Annotated in this window: 14 protein-coding genes; 4 read left to right on the top strand and 10 right to left on the bottom strand. The window is 42.9% G+C overall.

Annotation, left to right across the window (positions count from 1 at the left end; genetic code table 11):
- Nucleotides 1–214: 214 nt before the first annotated feature.
- The 8 genes from AC3ZVC_RS05775 to AC3ZVC_RS05740 form a co-directional block, all read right to left on the bottom strand.
- Nucleotides 215–1,213: a C40 family peptidase gene (locus tag AC3ZVC_RS05775; protein ID WP_490066996.1), complete on the bottom strand. Its 999-nt coding sequence runs from the start codon at nt 1,211–1,213 to the stop codon at nt 215–217.
- A 327-nt stretch (nt 1,214–1,540) separates the two neighbouring features.
- Nucleotides 1,541–2,245, bottom strand: a complete 705-nt coding sequence (locus AC3ZVC_RS05770; RefSeq protein ID WP_490066994.1) for an SGNH/GDSL hydrolase family protein — start codon at nt 2,243–2,245, stop codon at nt 1,541–1,543.
- A 159-nt stretch (nt 2,246–2,404) separates the two neighbouring features.
- Nucleotides 2,405–3,667 carry a DUF3221 domain-containing protein gene (locus tag AC3ZVC_RS05765; RefSeq protein WP_490066993.1) on the bottom strand — a complete coding sequence of 421 codons (1,263 nt, stop codon included), beginning with the start codon at nt 3,665–3,667 and terminating at the stop codon, nt 2,405–2,407.
- A gap of 121 nt (nt 3,668–3,788) precedes the next feature.
- Nucleotides 3,789–4,748 carry an S-layer homology domain-containing protein gene (locus tag AC3ZVC_RS05760; RefSeq protein ID WP_490066991.1) on the bottom strand — a complete coding sequence of 320 codons (960 nt, stop codon included), beginning with the start codon at nt 4,746–4,748 and terminating at the stop codon, nt 3,789–3,791.
- Between the two features lie 409 nt (nt 4,749–5,157).
- The gene (locus AC3ZVC_RS05755; RefSeq protein WP_490066989.1) at nt 5,158–5,598 is read right to left on the bottom strand and encodes an S-layer homology domain-containing protein; all 441 of its coding nucleotides are present in this window, start codon (nt 5,596–5,598) and stop codon (nt 5,158–5,160) included.
- Nucleotides 5,552–7,063 (bottom strand): S8 family peptidase, encoded by a 1,512-nt coding sequence (locus tag AC3ZVC_RS05750; RefSeq protein ID WP_490066987.1) that lies wholly within the window; start codon nt 7,061–7,063, stop codon nt 5,552–5,554. The genes AC3ZVC_RS05755 and AC3ZVC_RS05750 overlap by 47 nt, the downstream gene beginning before the upstream one ends.
- 93 nt (nt 7,064–7,156) lie before the next feature.
- Nucleotides 7,157–8,536, bottom strand: a complete 1,380-nt coding sequence (locus AC3ZVC_RS05745; protein ID WP_490066984.1) for an N-acetylmuramoyl-L-alanine amidase — start codon at nt 8,534–8,536, stop codon at nt 7,157–7,159.
- A 500-nt stretch (nt 8,537–9,036) separates the two neighbouring features.
- Entirely contained in the window at nt 9,037–10,410 is a 1,374-nt protein-coding gene (locus tag AC3ZVC_RS05740; protein ID WP_490066981.1) for an N-acetylmuramoyl-L-alanine amidase, read from the bottom strand.
- Nucleotides 10,411–10,783: 373 nt separating this feature from the next.
- On the opposite strand from AC3ZVC_RS05740, the gene AC3ZVC_RS05735 reads away from it, so the two are divergent.
- Nucleotides 10,784–11,362 (top strand): transposase, encoded by a 579-nt coding sequence (locus AC3ZVC_RS05735; protein WP_490066980.1) that lies wholly within the window; start codon nt 10,784–10,786, stop codon nt 11,360–11,362.
- 68 nt (nt 11,363–11,430) lie between these two features.
- Here AC3ZVC_RS05735 and AC3ZVC_RS05730 read toward each other — a convergent pair whose 3' ends face one another.
- Nucleotides 11,431–12,237, bottom strand: coding sequence for a YwqG family protein (locus tag AC3ZVC_RS05730; protein ID WP_490066978.1), 807 nt, complete (start codon nt 12,235–12,237; stop codon nt 11,431–11,433).
- A 219-nt stretch (nt 12,238–12,456) separates the two neighbouring features.
- Between AC3ZVC_RS05730 and AC3ZVC_RS05725 the strand changes: the two genes are divergently transcribed.
- Complete coding sequence (locus tag AC3ZVC_RS05725; RefSeq protein WP_490066975.1) at nt 12,457–14,013, top strand: alpha/beta hydrolase; 1,557 nt, start codon at nt 12,457–12,459, stop codon at nt 14,011–14,013.
- A 45-nt stretch (nt 14,014–14,058) separates the two neighbouring features.
- Here AC3ZVC_RS05725 and AC3ZVC_RS05720 read toward each other — a convergent pair whose 3' ends face one another.
- Entirely contained in the window at nt 14,059–15,285 is a 1,227-nt protein-coding gene (locus AC3ZVC_RS05720) for an MFS transporter (RefSeq protein ID WP_490066973.1), read from the bottom strand.
- A gap of 307 nt (nt 15,286–15,592) precedes the next feature.
- Here AC3ZVC_RS05720 and AC3ZVC_RS05715 point away from each other — a divergent pair, with 307 nt between their 5' ends.
- Both AC3ZVC_RS05715 and AC3ZVC_RS05710 read left to right on the top strand, forming a co-directional pair.
- Nucleotides 15,593–17,215, top strand: coding sequence for an SWIM zinc finger family protein (locus AC3ZVC_RS05715; protein WP_490066972.1), 1,623 nt, complete (start codon nt 15,593–15,595; stop codon nt 17,213–17,215).
- Nucleotides 17,208–20,027 carry a DEAD/DEAH box helicase gene (locus tag AC3ZVC_RS05710; RefSeq protein WP_490066970.1) on the top strand — a complete coding sequence of 940 codons (2,820 nt, stop codon included), beginning with the start codon at nt 17,208–17,210 and terminating at the stop codon, nt 20,025–20,027. Before AC3ZVC_RS05715 ends, AC3ZVC_RS05710 begins: the two co-directional genes overlap by 8 nt.
- The last annotated feature ends 255 nt before the right edge of the window (nt 20,028–20,282 follow it).

Raw genomic sequence — 20,282 nt, 5'->3', positions numbered from 1 at the left:
TGTTTTTCCCCTCTCTGGATAAATGTAGAACATTTGACATATATGTCGTAATTTGCATGTTCCCTACTATTCTACCAGATATTTACCTTTCTGCTAAAGGGTAATTTATATATTTTTTCAACTATTTTGCTTACAGTTAAATAAAAAGTGAAACTAATAATAGGCTGAAAACGTCTAATATATGAACAAGAAAAAGCCAGAACAAAGTCCTGGCTTAATTAACTGCATTAATAGAGTTGTAAATAGCTGCCGAGAAAAAGGCTCTTGTTGCACGATGTGTCGCATAGTATTTGCTACCGTCGAAAATGGTTGTTGTATCGATATTGCTCATTGTTACAATCGCATCATGCGCTCGATAGCTTGGAGTGATATCACTGTAAGGGCTGCTTGCTTTTGAATAGCTTGTTCCCTGAAGGTTGAAGGCTCTCTGAACAATGATAGCCATATCTGCTCTTGTCATATATTCATTTGGACGGAATGTGCCATCTTTGAATCCGGTAATAATGCCTAATTCCTTAATTACAGCAATATCCTTGGCAAAGCGGGATGAAGTTGGAACATCCTTGAATGCATAAAGGCTCTTAGGCTGTTTATTTAAATGGCGGTTGATAATGGCAGCAGCCTGTCCGCGTGTAACAGCTTCCTCAGGCCTAAAAGTATTATCTTCATAACCGTGGATGATATTTTTTATTCCTAATGTATAGATCGCCTTGTATGCAACATGGCTTTTTGACACATCGTCATATACACCAGGAGTACTTGTGATAACGCGTTTCGCACCGTAATACTTAGGACCCCAATAAGTGCTGCCCAATGAATCAATTTTAATGCCCTTGCTTGAAGTGGCAGAGATAAATTCATTATTACCTATGTATATGCCTGCGTGGGTTACACCCGCTTTATTGTATGTTTTTTCAAAGAATACCAGATCACCAGGCTTCAGGTCAGATTTTGCGACCTTCGTCCCTGCACTGCTATATTGATCCGCTGATGTTCTTGGCAAATCAATACCGACTTGTTTAAAGACATAAGTCATATAACCTGAACAGTCAAATCCGCTTGGTGTTGTTCCCCCCCATTTATATGGTACTCCCAAATAAGATTTTGCAATTCTTACGACTTCATCCTGTGTGGATGATGCAGATGCAGTATTAAAAGGCAGGATAGCCAGGATTAAGACCGCTATCAAGAATTTTGTCATCAGTTGCTTCATTATGTCACCCCGTCGGTTTCTATTTCTTTTTTCCTCATAATTTATCAAATTATGGTTTCGATAGATATATTCTACCAAAAGCCCCAGGTAATTTATTTTACTATTGTATTACAAATCGTTTTTAGAGGTTTATTGTCGAAAAAACCCGGGAATATAGTCATTTTTCAGACTATTAAACTTTCACCACTCTTCTTTAATCACAAAATGTTACAATTTCATTACAAGAATATTGGGAGAATCGCCCTTTTTGGCTAATCCTCTCTGTAATTGCCGAAAAGGGTCTAAAGAAATATAAAAAGCCCGCCACAAATAGTGACGGGCTTTCTCTTAGTAACTCCTTGCCAAAAAGTAATTAATCGAAAATGTCATCATGCTGTGCCCTCTTGGAGACCAATGGAAACCGGATGGATCATAGAGTCCGCTTGCCCAAAGCTTTCCATCCTGAGCCCCGCCTGCTTTATGTATCGCATTTGCGTAATGGTCAACGAGATGGACTCCCTGCGTCTTTGCGACTTTGCGGATGATTGTATTATAGCTGTTCATCCATAAACGGATCCCGCCCTTATCGGCATAAAGATGTTTCTTTTCCGGATACATATTGTAGTAAAGTGTCTGCTGCACCGGAATGTTTGTCATAAGCAGCACTTTCACATTTCTGGTCTTTAGCTGCTTAACCATGTATGTAAGATTTTGCTCAAACTTCGCTTTGCTAACCTGTGGCTGGCCATTGTCATACAACAGTCCATCATTGAGGCCAAACATAATAGCTACGCTGTCTGGATTTTTCGCCAGAACATCGGTATTGAACCGCTTCATGGCCTGATCGGTATGGTTTCCGCTCACACCTGCATTAATGGCACCCGTCTGGACTACCCAGCGCTTATTTAAATCGTACCCGTATGTGGTAAAGGAAAGGCCTTCCGTGTTGCTGTCTCCAAAGCCGATTAGCCGTGCTGCATCAGCAGCGTTTGCATTTGCCAAGAATAATAGAATAGAAATTGCCAAAATGCTTGCTATTATTTTTCTATTCACTATTTCACCCCCAAGAATATGATCACAATAGTAACAATATGGAATTTCCACTTAATTCTACCATACCATTAGACCTAGTCTATGAAAGTTTCAGGAAAAATTGCAAATTTTAAAGAGCTGCTTGGCGCAGCTCCACGGGATTAATCGTATAGTTAGGACCTATAAATCTTTTACCTTTACTTCCCATTCTTTATCTTCCTGCTTTAAGCTCACATTCCACTGATCAAGATCTGCGTCATACGAAATCTCCCTGACAGCCAAAACACCCATTTGGTTTTTGTTTTTCTCCAGGGCTTTCCGAATTACCTGTGACTCGGAAAGGTTTGCACCTGCTGGTTTATATTCTGGAAGTACTTCGACATACAACGCCGTTCCCTGCCCTGGGTAAGATTCCATAATCCAGCCTGATGGTTCTACCTCCACACGCTGCCCAACCTTTAACTTTTTCGAGGCGTCAGGAAATTGAAAATGAATGGCCGAAAAGAAGTCATTTTGACCTCCGCTTTTACCAAAATCCTCGGGCGCGGCATCCACAGCAAGCAGGCCCTCCTCCGTTAACTCCATTACGTAAGCCCCTTCTTTGGAATAATGATCTGTGAACTCCTTTTTAGGATAAATGGTATCAGGCTCCCCGCCAATCGGAGCAAGTCTTCCTGTCTGCTCAAACACCATCGTTTCACCAGGAAATTGCTTTTTTAAGCTTTCCTGTTGTTCCTCTGTCAGGAAATTGTGTTCAATTTTAATATCTCCTGTTATGGTATCAACACTTACACCCAGGGAAACACGGTCCGGGGTCTCATGCTGCTCTTGAAGCTTTCTGGCAGCCTTGTGTGCCTCATCCATTTTCTGATTATTTTCTGCTGTTGTGTGTGGTGAATGATAAATATAAATATATTCCGCCTTGACCTCCCCGGCATTTACCTTTTCCTGCAACGAATCAATGAATTTCTTCAATCGCTCATCCGGTTTTTTTACGCCAATCCAAAGGCCCGTTTGTTCCGCTCCCCGTGTTTTATTTTCATAAAAGAGGACACCGGCATTATTAAAACGATCATGCCCTCCGTATATTTTCTCAAGCAAAGGGATCGCAATGGCGCCTTCGACCTGCTGAACAGCTAATTCTTCTGCCAGATCATCTGTCGGCTCCCCAAACAGCCCTTCTTGAAATTCTCTGCTTTCCTTAACTTTTTCAACAGCTTGGTCCCGCTCTGGTGTTTCAATTGCTGGATTTACTAGTTTTGCAATGATGTTCCGATTGCTGATGGTCTCGATCGTTTCCCACTCGGAGTCATTGACTGGCGCGCCTGTTTGAACTTGTTCGTTAGGGTCTTCCCTTGTTGTATCCTGTATATTCCCTGTCCCGCAAGCAGTCAGAACAAGCCCAAAGCCAAGCAGGACGGCGAGCATTTTTGAATGAGCCATAAAAAAATCCCCTCAATTCCGGTGTCTTTGTTAACATAGACGGATTGAGAGGAAAAATGTTACAGAAATGGACTATTAAAAAAACCACCCTCTGACAAATCAGAGGATGATCCTTTTACAATTATTTATTTGTGTAATCAAACTCGGCAATAATATCATCTACCCAAATAGTTCCAGCTTTGCCGTTTAAGTCAAAATTGGTATGATCAACTGTCAATACTGTACGATCAGCTGAAAGAATTAAATTACTTGGATTCACATAAACTGAAGTGCCGTCTTCCAGCTCAATATCTACATAGAACATATCCCAAATATTTCTGGCAGAATACTCTGCAGGGGCCGCTTCAGTTAGCGTGATGCTGAATGAAGTGGAGTTGATTAGTGTAACATCTTCTGCGTAAGGAAGGTATTCATTTTCGAACATAAATAGGAATGTTCTATATAATAGGTTAGCAAAATCACCGCGCGTGATGTTCTGGTGTGTTCCGTAAGTAGTTTCCGTTTTTCCGAAAGTAATCTCTGTTCCGTATAGTGCCTCGATATAAGGAGCAAGGACTCCACCAACATCCGTAAACGGAGTAGGCACAGCATAATCTTCTAATCCAAAACCAAGAACAAGGAATTTAGCCATCTGGCCGCGAGTCAGTGGATCATTCGGCGCATATACGCCAGGTTTTACACCAGAAACAATCCCAGCATCCGCCAATGCATTTACAGACCCTTTAATACGGGAATTCAAATCCTTAAAACCAGCATCTGGCGCATATTCTGTATCCAAACCTAAAGCATTAGCCAGGATTACTGCTGCATCGCCGCGTGTCAGATTTTCGTGCGTTCCAAAAGTAGTCTCTGTTTTACCGTTGATAATTTCAACTTCATAAAGGAAACTAACGGCTTCCTCATATCTTGAACCTACATCCGTAAATGGATGATAGAACTCCATTTCGTAAGTATTAGCCTTTGTTGCAGCAGCTGATACAGCAGCAGGATCGACTTCAGCAGCAGAAGCAGCTGGAGCGAAAGAAGCAGCAACCAAAGCAGCCATGGAAACAGATGCAAAAAACTTTTTTAAACCCTTCATCTTTAAAGCGCCCCCTTAAATAAATGAAAATTTATTTTTTAATAGGCAGTTCTCTTAAACTTTTAACCTACTTGTTTTCAGAAGAAATATCCTATCTCAGATAGGATTGTAACAAATTTAATATTTTTGTAATACAGGTAATTTTTAACATTTTTTAAGTATACCTCATAACCATTATGTAAATATATTAATTCATCAAAATAGGTTGACCAAAACTGTTAGCTCAAAGTTAAAATACGTTTTAACTGTCTCCTTTTTTAAAGACTAAATGAAAGAATTAGTTTTCCTTCCTAAATAAGTACCTTTGAACCGAAAAAGGGCAGCACCGAACTCTAGCATCAAAATTTTCATTAAAAAAGCTGCCCCAAGGACAGCTTTTTCGACAAAATTCGGGTGGTACCTGGTACCTTTATTGTTTTTCTGCTTTGGCCAGGAAGACAGAGTATGTGGAGCGGAGCATTTTTTCGTATGGTCTGAATGTTCCGTCCAGGTAGCCCTCTGTGATTCCGGAGGCTGCTAGGTTATAGATGGATTGGTAGCCGGTTACGTTTGTGTTTACATCTTTAAATGTGACACTTTTAGAAGCAGGCAATGAGTATGCCTTGGAAATTAAGATGGCCATTTCAGCACGCGTTACAGGTTCATCGGGACGGAATGTTCCGTCAGGGAAACCCATTAGTATGCCTTGCTCTGCTGCTGATTCAATGAAACCGGAGGCAAAGTTATTGCTCCCGACGTCTTTGAACCTTGTAGACCTTTTTGTTTCATCAAAGCCTTTTGCCCTTCCAAGCATAGCTACCGCCTCAGAGCGTTTGACCAGCTGTTCCGGTCTGATCTCGGTTTCCATCATACCCGAATAAAATGCCCCGGGAATTTAAATAGATCATATAATTGCTATACCATTTTGAGTTGCTTATATCATAGAAGGTTGGCGAAGATAGAACGATATTGAGCTTAACCGCCCTGTCCCTTCTCTCTTCTCCATTCTCCAGAGGAAAAATTGTGTATTCCACATTTCCTTTCAGCCCGTAATCTATTAAAGAAGGTTCTGTCTCATCTTTTGCAATTAGCTGGTCAAACCGATAGACATTATATCGGTTGTAGCTCTCCAAAAGAGTTTGCATATTTAGCGTTATCTTGCCATTTGCCTTTGTTTCATAAGGAACCTTTAACGGCTGTAAAACTTTCGTATCCACTTGTGCAAGACCATAGCCATAGAAAGGGTCTCTCCCGGGAGCACCCAGGTCTTTGGCATTTTTCCGCAAAAGCTCTCTAATCTCCATGTTGCTGATAAAAGGGAATTTTTCCTTATATAGTGCTGCAAGGCCTGTTACAAAAGGTGCCGCCATAGAAGTTCCCGTCATGTGGGCATAGCCTCTTGAGTCCAGACTGGTTGGATACGTGCTATATATATTTTCTCCGGGTGCTGCCAGCTCAACTTCTTTTCCCGTTGAAGAGGAAGAAACACGAGTATTGGACTGATTAACACCGGAAACTGCTATAACATTGGGAAACCTGGCAGGATAAAGTACGGTTTCTTCACTTCCTGTCCGGGTTCCGCTGTTTCCAGCAGCTGCGATTACTGTAATGCCTTTTTGGTAGGCTCTATCAATCAGCGCCTTCATGCCAAGGTCTTCATATGGGGTAGTCAAACTCATATTAATGATATCTACATTTTGTGAAATTGCCCAGTCAAGGCCTGCCATAATCGTTGTGGTTGTTCCATTTCCAAATGCGTCAAGAGCTTTTACCGCATAAATTTCAGCATCAGGCGCAACCCCTACAATTCCAATATTATTGTTTTTTGCAGCAATCACTCCTGCTACATGAGTGCCATGGCCATTGTCGTCCCGATACGAATTCGGGCATTTTTGAAGAGCACAATATCCCTTTTTTATAGATAGATCAGGATGGCTAATGTCCGCTCCTGTATCCAGGATGGCAACTTTCACATTCTTTCCTGATAAGTCGGCTGGCTGTTTCGCGCCCAGATTCATGTTTGTATGCCCCCAGGGAATAACCTGTGCATTCACCTTTACAGGGTTTTCTTTTGATGCCTTATTTATGATTCCAAGGCTTTGGATGATGGGGAGCTGGCTGTCATTTACATTTATTGTAGCAGCATTAATATTTTCATAATGTTGAACTACTTCAATTCCCATATCAACTAATGACTGACTGTCATATTTGGAATCAAGGAAAACAATATAATTTTCAGTCTCCTCTGCAGCGGTAACCTGTGGAAGATAGATCAAAAACAGGGCGAAGACTGTTATGATTTTTAGGGCGATATACGATCGGCAATTAATTTTCATGATAAAATCCCCATTTCTTATAAACAAAAGGAGTCTAAATTTAGACTCCTTTTCATTTTAATAGGTTTATAGACTGAAAAAAAGGGTATTTTATTAATAAAAGTTTGAAACGTTGAAGCCCTTTTCTTTATAATAGTCCAGAATTCCCAAATAAATGGCTTTTGCGGCTTCTTGTCTCCATGCTTGAGACGCAAGCTTCTCATTATCCTTTTTATTATCAATAAAACCAAGTTCTGCCAATACAGCTGGCATTGTATTTTCACGGATAACGTGGAAATTGCCATGCTTCACTCCTCGATCGTAAAGATTCCATGCTGCCAGGAGCCTGCTTTGAATCTTAGCAGCCAGGAGTTTGCTGTCTGCAGTATTAGGATTTTCATAGGCAGAGTAATAGTATGTTTCTGTACCGTTTGCTGATCCATTAAATGCATTGGCATGAATGCTTATAAAGATATCTGCATTTGCTTCTTTGGCAATAGATACTCTTTGGCTTAAGGAAAGCGATTTATCTGTTTCTCTTGTTAACTTGTATTGGAATGGAGTTTTGGCAAGTAATGCCTTAACCTTTAATGCCGTATCAAGTACTACGTCCTCTTCTTCAAGCCCATACGCTACTGCACCTGGATCGGTTCCGCCATGTCCAGGGTCAATGACAATCATTTTTTGGCTAAGCACGCTATTATTTCCTGCACTTATCGGTGCATTCAAATACGATGAATGAACAAGACCTTCAATACTGCCAGACTTGATGTACGCCCAGCTTCCAACTGCATATGCTACTTCAACCTTGGTTCCTTTATTCAAAGTGCCTGTTTTCGGATATAGAGTTGAAGGGCCGCCCCGGACATTTAGTGCATCAGCTGTAACCGTACGATCCATATTAAAAGAAACTGCAGGTGTTAACCTTAGCTTGTAATCAATAGCGCGTGCAAGGAAGACAGAGAAATCTGCTCTTATAATATCTCTATCCGTTCCAAAAGTGCCATCCGCCATACCTTGGGAAATTCCTCTTGTTATTAGTGCATTGGCTGCTCCAGAAAGCGTTCCGCCAAATTCATACTTGAACGCCTTGCTAATCAATACTGCCATTTCGCCGCGGTTTACCGGCTTGTCCGGTTTGAAGGTCCCATCCTTATACCCAGATAGAATATTAGCCTCCACTGCTGATTGTATATATCCTGAAGCAAAATACTGGCTTCCGACATCTGAGAAGTGCGTACTTCTCTTTGTTCCGTCCAGATTCAGCGACCTGCCTATCATAGCAGCCGCTTCCCCGCGCGTTACTATCTTATCGGGATAAAAATACCCTGTTAAAGAACCACTGACTATTTTTCCATCGGCCAAATAACTAATTTCCTTGTAAGCCCGGTAACTTGTGCTTACATCCTGGAATGATCCTGCTGCTTGAGTACTAGTTCCATAGAATGGAAGGCACAATAAAAACAGCAGCGTCCCAAGTACAAATTTCCTCATTTGTTTTCTCCCTTCGCCTATTTTCTACATGATAACACATGGAAAAACCGCCTGCATTAACCATTTTTACAAAATTATAGAAATTATATGGTCTAATAGTGTCGGATATTATCAATATCGGAAGGAAATGGGTATATTTAATAATATTTACTTTTATTTTGTCAGGTAATAAGTACCAATTATAATCCGTAAATTACATAATGACTGAAAACCTGTTATTTATTACATGGGCAGGGGGCTTTATTGGGGGTAGCTAGGACTAAAGAAGAAGTGCTTTTATATTAATAAAAAGGCTGTGTTAACGCTTAATGTTGATTGGGGCGGAAGGTGCGAGACTCTAGCGGGAGGAGCGTGTCAAAAGGGACCCCGCAGGCGCTTGCTCTGAGGAGGCTCCCTGACTTCCCGCGGAAAGCGAGCGTCTGGAGCGGAATCAACAGGCAAGATTAACAGCGCCAATAAAAAAAGAAGTCTCCTGTGAGACTCCTTTTCCATACATTAAATTAAAGGTGATAAAGATGTGTAACGTAAAAGCCCTTTTCTTTATAATAATCTAAAATTCCCCAATAAACGGCTTTTGCTGCTTCACGTCTCCAAGCATCAGATGCAAGCTTGGCATTATCTGTTTTGTTATCAATAAAACCAAGTTCTACAAGCACCGCCGGCATCATGTTTTCCCGGAGGACATGGAAATTCCCATGCTTATGCCCTCGATCATTAAGCTTCCAGGCTGTTACTAAACGCCCTTGAATTTTAGATGCCAGCAGCTGGCTGTCTGCAGAACTGGAATTGGTGCCATAATAATATGTTTCTGTACCATTTGCAGATCCGTTATATGCATTTGCATGTATGCTCACAAAAACATTTGCATTCGCTCTTTTAGCAAATGCCACCCTGTTTTCCAAAGTAATAAAGGTATCCGTTTCTCTTGTTAGTTTGAACTGGAATGGTGTTTTAGATAGGTAATGCTTTAATTTTAAGGAAGTGTCCAATACAACATCCTTTTCCTTTAAGCCATATCCAACTGCACCCGGATCTGTGCCCCCATGGCCAGGATCAATGACAAGCATCTGCTGGTTCAGTACCTTTTTACTGTTAAAAGGGGCATTTAAGTATACAGAATGAACGAATCCTTCTAGGCTGCCCGAACGAATATAAACCCATGGCCCTACCCCGTATGCTGCTGATACTTGAGTACCGCTCTGCAATGTGCCAACTTTGGAATAAAGATTAGATGGACCTGTATAGATATCTATTGATGAAGACTTCACAGTACGAGTTGCAGGATAGCTGATTTTTGGATCGATTCTTAATTTATAATTTACCGCTCTTGCCAGGAAAACTGCATAATCTGCCCGAATGATGCTTTCATCAGCTCCAAAGCTGCCGTCGTCTTTACCTTGAGAGATCCCCCTGCTCATTAGGGCATGGGCTGCACCTGAAAGAGTTCCCCCAAACTCATAACCAAATGCCTTGCTGATTATGACCGCCATTTCTCCACGATCTACAGTCTTTCCAGGTCTAAAAGATCCATCTTTATAACCTGAAAGAACTCCCGCTTCCACAGCAGACTGTATATATCCTGAAGCAAAATACTGTTCCCCTACATCCGAAAACTGTGTAGGCCGTTTTCTCCCATTCAGGCTTAAAGCCCTGCCTACCATAGCCGCTGCTTCTCCCCGTGTCACAACCTTGCCGGGAAGAAAATAACCATCCAGCGTACCGCTCACAAAATTGCCTACAGCCAAATAATTAATTTCTTTATAAGCACGGTGATTTGTACTTACATCCTTAAAAGACCCAGCTGCCTCCGACTCTATCTCAAAAATGGGAAGCAACAACAAAACTACTAAAAACCCAATTACAAATTTCCTCACAAATTTACTCCCTTTCGACTTTTTTCTACAAACATACTACCACACTGGCAAACCCGCCTGTATCATCCAATTTAGCTAAATTCCCACCAATAACATGCCAAATAGTGCCATGTTTTAACAAAAGCCGGTACCAGGTACCACCCGAATTTTGTCGAATAATGAAGGAAATACCAATTACATGATTATCTTGTAATGGGAAGTAAGTTTTATTTTTATCGAAAACCTAATAAAGAGCTCACTCTCACATGAAAGAGTTAAAAAAATGGATTCAACATAGGTACCAGGTACCACCCGAATTTTGTCGAATGAAAGGATATTTTATTAATAAAGGAGAATATCTTTTAATGATATTAATATGAAAGGGGATAAATAGATGGTGCGCCCTAATAGAATATGGAGTCCCGAGCATTTTCACCATGTTGTAAGCCGCGGAAATTGGAGGGCTAATTTGTTTGAGGAGGATTTGGATTTTATTTCATTTTTGAACATTCTTGACTACACTCACCGTTCTACAAACCTCGAAATTGCCAGCTACTGCTTAATGTCAAACCACTATCACCTCTTGCTGAAATTCCAGGAAGTATCCCTATCCAAGGTCATGAGAAAGATCAACAAATCCTATGCTGATTACTACAACAAAAAATATGAGGTAAGCGGTCACTTATTCGAAGAACGCTTTTTCAGTAAGCCCATTTACGACCTTTATGGCCTGCTGGAAGTCAGCCGATATATTCACATGAATCCTGTAGAAGCCAATATTGCAGCTGTCCCCCAAAACTACCGCTGGTCCAGCTTCTCCTATTATTTTTACCCCAGAATGAAGAAGCCTTCCTATATTACTCTTACTCCCATAACAGAATTGTTTTCTGGCGAAAATACAAATATGCAAAAACAGCAGTACTGCAGCTGGATGATAAAAGAGCTCAAAATTGAAAATCTCGCTTCAAAATAGCGGTTTCCAATACTATAACGATGTTTAGTGGTCTAGTGACTGGTCTAGGTACCTGGTACCCAAATCTATTAACAGCAGTCCCAATTATAAAGGACGTTTGTAAAATCCCTTTTTCGCAAATCGTCTTCCTTAATAAAGAAATTGGCCACACCGCTGTCGCCGAACATCAAGTCTATGTCATCATCGGTATCGGCTTGAAATAGCAAAATATTATATTCACTTGAAGGATCACCTTCATATCTTGGATCTTCCTGGTTGAAGTATGGATATCCCCCCATTTTATGGCCTGCTGCACTGAGTGCTTCAAAATACAGCTCATGTAAATCCTCATATTCCGGATGATTAATAGATTGAAATAAATCAATATCGATCAGCTTTTCAAAACGGAAATCCTCAAGGGAAACAGGGGCTATGTTTAGCTCGAACTTCATCCTTCCTTCTTCCACGATCGGTCCGTACTCATCACCAAAGTCAGGCACATAAGAAAAATCCGTTACAAGCTCAGACTCATCTTTTTTTACGACAGGATGGTAAAGGATCCGGTAATTTTTCTGGGCTGTAGGATGGTCAAAGTCGAGTCCGTACATCTCATCCACTGGCGACAGAAAGAATTGAAGAATGCCGCTCTCCGGCATCGGTTCAATATGGGGAACCTCTTCAAAGTTAATTTGCGCAAAAAGGTTCATATAATTTCCCTGTTCATCTCTAGGGTGTTCACTGGATTTCGGAAGATATGGATTTCCCCCAAATTTGCTTTCAAAAAGTGTCGTTTCTCCTTTTTCCGCCTGGATGCTGATAAAGGGTTTAGCCGTCTTTTCTAATTCGCTGCGATACTCTTCAAATTCCTTAGGCAATATTAAAGAACGATTGGCCATAAAGTATGTCCTCTCCTTTTCCATAAAAAATCTATATTCGTTTCATCTATATAGACATAGCTTACCATAAACCTCCCCCGCAGCCTGAGTTGTATCTGTCCTTTTTAAGTACCATCCTCCCCGCCCCATTTGGAACGGCCCTATAATATACTGAACATTCCATTAATTGGTAGTTAAGACCCATGCTTCCAATGTTTAGTAAAAGTAGAATAAGATTGTATGAGTTATAAAAGAAGGGAAGGGATTTATCTGAAAAGTAAACTGATAGCGCTTTCTTTAGCCTCTGCTTTGAGCTTCTCACTCGTTCCCGCTTCAGGTTTTGCTGAGCAATCTGTCTTGGACTCCCAGGCTGTTATTCCTGGTGCGCATTCTGTAACTGAAGCCTACTTTGACGGATTGGACAACAACTGGCTGACCACTAAGAATCCAAAGCAATATGAGCAAGCACTCCTGTATGGAAATATCGGCCTTACCCCATATAATTGGGGAAATGCTGCGGAGGGTACGGGCTGGCATCAAATGTACAAACCGGCTGAAGTGACCGGGACACAGGTAAACGGTGCTTTTGAAGATGCGCAGTTTGTGATCAGGGTTCCGGATGATTGGAATGGCAAACTGGTGGTATCCGGCATCCCGGCCACAAGAAACGAAACGTCTACTGACTTGCTTTTTAGCGATTATGTTCTGGAAAAAGGATATGCTTTTGCAGCGATCGATAAAGGAACCCAGGGCGAGGCCGATGCGGCTGATCCGTTAGCAAAGGTTAAAAATGCCCTGGCCGATGAGGATGATAGCTTAGCAGAATGGCATCAGCGCTTTCGCCAAATCACTAAAGCTGCACAGCAGTACTTAATCAATCATCATCCCGATCAGCTGATCGATCCAGCAGATCCCTCTAATCCGGCAAGTGATTTAATTACGGAACAGCACAGAGTGCCTACATATGCGATGGGAATTTCAAATGGCGGCTATGTGGTCCGATATGCCCTGGAAAATGACGATCCGGAAAAAACAGGTGAACCGCGCCTTTTTGATGGAGGAGTTGATTGGGAGGGAGTTTTATGGTCAGAAAAAACGCCTAACTTAATCAGTTCGCTGACAAACGTTGTCAATAATGCCGGTGAAGCATTATACGGAAGCGGCATCGAACAGCAAAAAGCCATCAAGGAACTTTACAAAGCAGGCTTGCCGAAAGGGTCTGAAAAATTGTGGGTCTATCATGACCAGGTATACTGGTTTGTATCACTCAATATTTACAGGGACCACTTTGATCCGGAAGCTCCAGAGCGAACGCATTGGAGCAAATACTTGAACTTCGTAAATGGTGTGAGAGATCGTTCATATGATCCTATTTTTAAAGATTACAAGTACATTACCCGGCCAAAGGATGTTAAGGAAAATATTAAAGAGGTTGCCAACACAGGTGATATTGATGTCCCTCTGATCTCTTTTACAGGTTCACTTGATGCACTTATTTTCCCGGACATCCACGCAGAAGGCTATCAGAAGCTGGTACAGAAGGCCGGAAAGCAGGACTTGCACCGACTTTATACCATTGAGAACGGCAACCATGTCGACAGCCTTGTCTGGAATGCGGGCACCGATCCGGATAAAGAGCTTCAGCCTTTACTGCCGTACGCGCACCAGTCTTTTGACTTGCTTGTTGACTGGGTAGAAAACGGCCATGCTGCACCGGAAAGCAAAACCATTGAAGCCCCTGAAAATCCTGTAAAAGTTGTTGACCTTAAGACTGGGAAAGAAAGGGATCCTCGCTAATTTTCATAATCAAAAGGGTGTCTATCTCGACACCCTTTTGTGCTATTAAATACCCCGCACCCATTGAACAAGCTTCCTAAAACCACCCGTCAGCCATAAAACAACTGGTATTAAAGCAAGCGATACAGCTGTGACCCCTGTCCAGCCGATGTTCTGCCAGATGAGGCCGGTAAGGGAGCCGCCTGTTGCCACACCGAGATAGTAGCTTACCAGATAGATGCTGGACGCGCCGCCTTTGTGGTGAGTGGCACGCTCATTTACGATGGCTGCCATCAGGGAGTGGGCGATGAAGAAGCCGAAGCAGGTTAAACAAAGCCCTACTACTACAACTGGCAGTGAATGAATATTCGTTAAGAGGGAGCCGCTTATTAAAATAAGTGTGCCAAACAAGACAAGGGTCGTTTTTTTCATAAAAATAGACATTCGCCCTGCTAAAATCGGCCCGATCATTCCCAAGGTGTAGGCCAGATACGTAAACGATATGTCTTTCACTGCTAATCCAAAAGGGTCCCTCTCAAGATAGAACGGAAGATAGGACCAGACACCCGTAAAAGAGAACTGCAATAGGATTCCCATTGCAAAGGCGGGAAAAAGCAGCTTATTGTTCAGATGTGACAGCATTCCGGTAAGATCTTTTTTAAAAGAGATTTCGCTTTCCTGGAAGAAATGCGATTTTGGAAGTGTGATAAAGTATAGCAAAAATAATAGAATGGAAAACCCAAACAGAATATAGATAGATGTTTGCCAGCTCGTTCGATCAGCCATATAGCCGGTAAGTATTCTCCCAATCATCCCGCCGATGCCGTTCGCCGCAATATACATTGTAATACCAAGATTAATGCTGCCCGGAGCGACTTCCTCACTTATATAGGCAATCGCAGCAGCCGGCAATCCCGCCATGAAGAACCCCTGCACAAATCTGAGAACCAGGAAAAATTCAAAGCTTGGCACAAGCGGCATTAATAATAACGGGATCATGGTGCATACCAGCGTAATATGCATAATACGTGTACGCCCCATACGGTCGGATAAAAACCCAAAAAATAATAACCCTATAATCATAGAAATAACGGCCACAGATAACGCAAGACCTGAAGCTGCAGAGCTAATGTTATAGGAACGGACCAGCAGGGGCATTATCGGATGCACAAAGTATAAGCCTGCAAAATTCAGAATCGAGGCACAGGTTAAGGCAAACAAAATTCTCTTAAATCCGGCCTCCCGGAAAGTATACTTCTGCTTTTCACTTCTTATTGCTGTTACGGCACCCATTTTTTCACCCAGTTTCTCTAAAGCATTAAATTCAATATATTCATGATACCACTTTCTTACATAAATTTCATAAACAATATAAATATTCAGAAAACACCACTTAATCCTAATGTAGTTTCTCTAGGAAAATTCGAGCAAAAATTTTTCCGTTCGCTTCCCTCCTTCATTCTCACCCTCCTAAATGCTATAATAAAGGAATGTACTTTACAGGGTACCAAACCACCACAATGCGGCAATCCACTAAGTTTTGCCGCTGATATGATTCGACAAAATTCGGGTGGTACCTGGTACCGAGGGAGGTTAAGTGATGATTCCGGAGCGGTTTTTGGAGCCTTTGGAGTTTGCAGCGAATGAGTTGAAGGGTTTGTTGCGGGCGGAGAATGAGGAGGATGTGCGTCTTGTCCAGAAGGGGCTGATGCTTTTTCGGCAGGGGCTTGTGTATCAGCTTCGTTTTGAGGGCGATAAGGTTGTGGCCACAGTCCAGGATGTAACCCAGGCTAAGGTTGAGCTGGATCTTGAATATATTCATTTAAGTGAATGCTCCTGCCCGGCAGAAGGATTTTGCCGCCACCAGGTTGCTGTTTTTCTGCAGCTTCTTTCCAAAGCCAGAAGTGTATCTATGTGGATTGAAGATTGGCGGAAGCCGATTAAGGAAATGCAGACAGCCAAGGACTGGGGCCTCAAACGAGCAAAGGATCTTCTGAAATCGTCAGGCAAGCAGCAAGCTGATTATGACCAATGGATTTCAACATTTGACGAAAGCTTTTCAGAGCTGATGGAAAAACAGGGTGAACCGCGGCCCTATGTCCTTCCCGAGCTCTTTCATGTCTATTTGCGCCGCATGAAAGCTGGCGCACCGGTTGAACAGGAATGGAAGCTGCTTTATCTGCTCGTCGGCTATGTCTTTTCTTTTAAAAGGCTGATGGCGCTCAGCATGAAGTACGGTCATCACGAGGAAATGATCGACCGCTATTACCGCCATCTCTATCAGTCGCTGATGGATGATTCGGTTGAAATCATGAACAAATTGTCCGTGCATTCCCTTCCCTTTGCTTTCGATCAATTTATTGAAAAGCTGAAAGATGATTCAACCGGGCTCATTACCGGTTCTTTTGAATTGGAATATGAACGGGCTCATTTATACAGGCTGTTATGGACGCACTTTTTCAAAAAGAAAGAATGGCGTGAAGCAGAAATCGAGAAGCTGGACTCCTTTTACAAAGAGGATGAAACGCCAAGCCTGCCTTCTACAGTGGGCTTTATCCACCTTAACATACTGGAACGCAATGAAGAGCTGGCACTCAGTGTTTTAGACGTCCCAAACGAAACGATGACGCCTTACTTGCTCTACTGGCTCGACTATTTTTCAGCGCAAAAGGACTGGAACCGGATGGGGCCATATGTGGAATTATTCATCCATAAATTACGGGATTACTTAAAAATGTCTGGTGACTATTATGCCAACATGGATTTTACAAGGCTGGCGATCAAAGCCATTTCACCATACTGCATAGAAACCGGCAGGCTGGACCTTTTCGAAAAAGCGTTAATGGAAACACTGCCTTATAGCTATAACGATTATGAGTATCTCCTATTTGAAAAAGGCGAGTTCGACAAATGGGCTGATTTGCAGGCGTTCATCGGCTTTGATATTGATTCGCTCGGCAAGGATCGTATTAAAGAAATAAGCAAAAGGGAGCCTGAAATCCTGCTTCCGCTCTACCATCATGCCATCCAGGACCATATTAATCTGAAAAACAGGGATCATTACCGCGAGGCCGTCCGGAAAATGAAAAAGCTTCGCACCCTGTACAATAAGCTGAAACGCCAGGAAGACTGGCAGCTCTTCCTTGAAATGCTGCTCGAAAAAACAAAACGTCTCCGCGCCTTTCAGGAAGAATGCAAAAGGGGTAAGCTAATCGATGCTTAAAACGAGATTTCTCCATGTGAAAGTCAAACCGATAACCCATGACCGCTATCTGATTTTTGCCGTAAATGAAGAAGGCCGCCTCCTTTCCCCAAAAGAATGGAAGCCGCTTCTTTTTAACCATCATAAAGAAAGCTTTTTCGGAACGATGCTTAATATTGAAAATGTGGACGGAATCAATGGTATTTCAATGAGCGGCTGGCAGCTGGTAACCCTATTTGCGGCTGAACAGTTCAACCGGCTTATTGATTGGGATTGGGATGATACTGCCCAAATTCTGCTGGCCTCATCTCATGCTCTTCATGATGCCATTTTAGAAAAAGAATGGATGCCGGACTTTGCCGCCTGGGAAAATGACCAGTTCCGCTGGGCACTCCCGGAAAGTGTTATTACGGAGTTCGGCTCAAATTTTTGGGAGCAAACAGTCGAAAGCGCTCCTGTCAGAGAGTTTATTGGGGATTTATTTCATTACTCCCTTGACGGCTATATGAACCAAAATCGTGAAACAAAGGCTCAGTTTGGCGAAAAGCTTGAGGCATTGCGGAGTGAACATCTCTCTCCCCGCGATCTTGCCGCCTACTTTGATGAAGAAAGCTGGCAGGAATGGATTGGGGTTAAATCAAATGAAGCTCCTTTTTCGATCGGGCTGAAACTCGAGGAGCCAGGGGATATCGATACAAGCTGGGATCTGAACATTTTCCTCCGCGGGAAAAATGACCCGGATGTGTTTGTCGACTACAAGGATTATTCAAACTACCCCCGCTCATGGCATGATTATGAAGACACGATTGAAAAAGAGATCGGTCGCTGGCTTGAGCTTTTTCCATGGCTTGAAGGCAAAAGCGACCAGATTACGTCACAGCTCACCGAGGATGAAGCCTGGACATTCCTGACTGAAGCGAGTGAAACCCTGCTGGCGCTTGGTGTCGAAATCCTGCTTCCTTCCTGGTGGCAGGCGATGAAAAACGCGAGCCTGAAGGTAAAAGCAAAAGTAAAAGGAACCGGCAGCCATCGCCCATCCTTTGTCGGACTGCAGTCCATGCTTGATTATGACTGGCGTTTTTCCATGAACGGCGTTGATTTATCAGAGGAAGAATTCCGCGGCATGGTGGAGGAAAAAAGACGTCTCGTCTATATTCGCGGCCGCTGGATCAAGCTGGACCCCCATTTCGTCCGCCATATCCAGGATTTAATGAAGAAAGCGGAAAAGGAAGGTCTGCATGTCCGCGACCTGATTGAGCAGGAGCTCATGGCAGACGAAACGCAGCAGGAGGATGAACTCGACAATCCTAAGGCGTTCGCGCGGATTCAAATCGAGCTGAACCGACAATGGAAGCAAATGGTCAAGCAGCTGCGCGATATTAAAAACCTTCCGCTTGAAGACGTCCCTGCCAGCTTCCAAGGCGACCTTCGCCCTTATCAGAAGCTGGGCATGAGCTGGCTGCTGTTTTTGCGCCGGTATGGTTTCGGTGCCATTCTTGCCGACGATATGGGACTCGGAAAAACCATTCAGCTGATTTCCTACCTGTTAAAAGTAAAACAACAGGAAGAAGGCGGCCCATCGCTCATTATCTGCCCGACGTCTGTGCTTGGAAACTGGCAGAAGGAAATTGAGCGATTTGCACCTAATTTGAGTGTGTATCTCCATTACGGCTCAAACCGGCTGAAGGGAGATAGCTTTTCTGAAAAAGTAATGGAATCTGATATCGTGCTGACATCCTTCGGACTGACCCATATGGATCTCGCAGATTTTGAAACCATTGAATGGAGCTCCATCAGCATTGACGAAGCCCAAAATATAAAAAATGCCCAAACGAAACAATCTAGAGCCGTACGCAAATTAAAGGGTAAGCATCATATTGCTCTAACCGGTACACCGATGGAAAACCGCCTGACCGAGCTTTGGTCCATTTTCGATTTTACGAATCACGGCTACCTCGGCAGCATCGGGCAGTTTCAGAAGCGGTTTGTTCTTCCAATTGAAAAAGAGGATGACAAAGACAAAGTGAAGCAGCTCCAGGCTTATATCCGGCCGTTCCTGCTACGCCGCACGAAGAAGGACGAGGAAGTAGCGCTAAACCTGCCGGATAAGCTCGAGCAAAAGGAATACTGCCCGCTCACAGCTGAGCAGGCGTCCTTGTATGAACAGCTCGTCCAGGATACTTTCGCGCAAATTGAAAAGCTATCCGGCTTTGAGCGCAAGGGCTTAATTTTACAATTATTAAGCCGCTTGAAACAGCTGTGCAACCACCCTGCCCTCTATTTAAAAGAGGAAAAACCGAAGCATGTACTGGAGCGTTCTGTTAAGCTTGAGAAACTGAGCGAACTTGTTGGCGCTGTTCACGAACAAGGTGAAAGCTGCCTGATTTTTACCCAGTATATCGAAATGGGCAATATGATCGCACGCCAAATTAAAAAGCAATTCGGCTTTGATGTGCCATTTTTAAATGGAAGCGTGCCTAAAAATGAACGCGATCAAATGATTACGCGATTCCAGAATAACGAATTTCCTGTATTCCTGCTGTCTCTTAAAGCAGGCGGAACGGGTCTGAACCTCACAGCGGCCAACCATGTCATCCACTATGACCGCTGGTGGAATCCAGCCGTTGAAAACCAGGCTACTGACCGTGCCTATCGAATCGGGCAAAAACGCTTTGTGCATGTTCATAAAATGATCGCGACCGGTACACTTGAAGAAAAAATCGATGCCATGCTTGAGAAAAAGCAGTCGCTTAATGATCAAATTATTACCAGCGAAAATTGGATTACCGAGCTTTCCACAGATGACCTGCGGGAACTGGTTCATCTCACATAGGGCTTGGTGCAGGGACCTTGACGGCGTTCAAACACTTGACCTTATGCGAATAGCTTTATCATCAACTTTGGCTAAAATATCAGCAACATAACCAATTTATCAGAAACTCTTTAAATATATCGTCAACTAAGCCCCATATATCATCAAGTACGCCTATCAGCCGCCAAGCCCCCTTATCAAAGCCGGGCTTGGCGGCATTTTGTTTTTTTCGACAAAATTCGGGTGGTACCTGGTACCTTTAAGAAGCCAAAAAAA

Source organism: Cytobacillus sp. C11.1, from assembly GCF_058145115.1.
The sequence above is the reverse complement of the archived record's forward strand: the minus strand, read 5'-3'. Positions and strand labels throughout refer to the sequence as shown.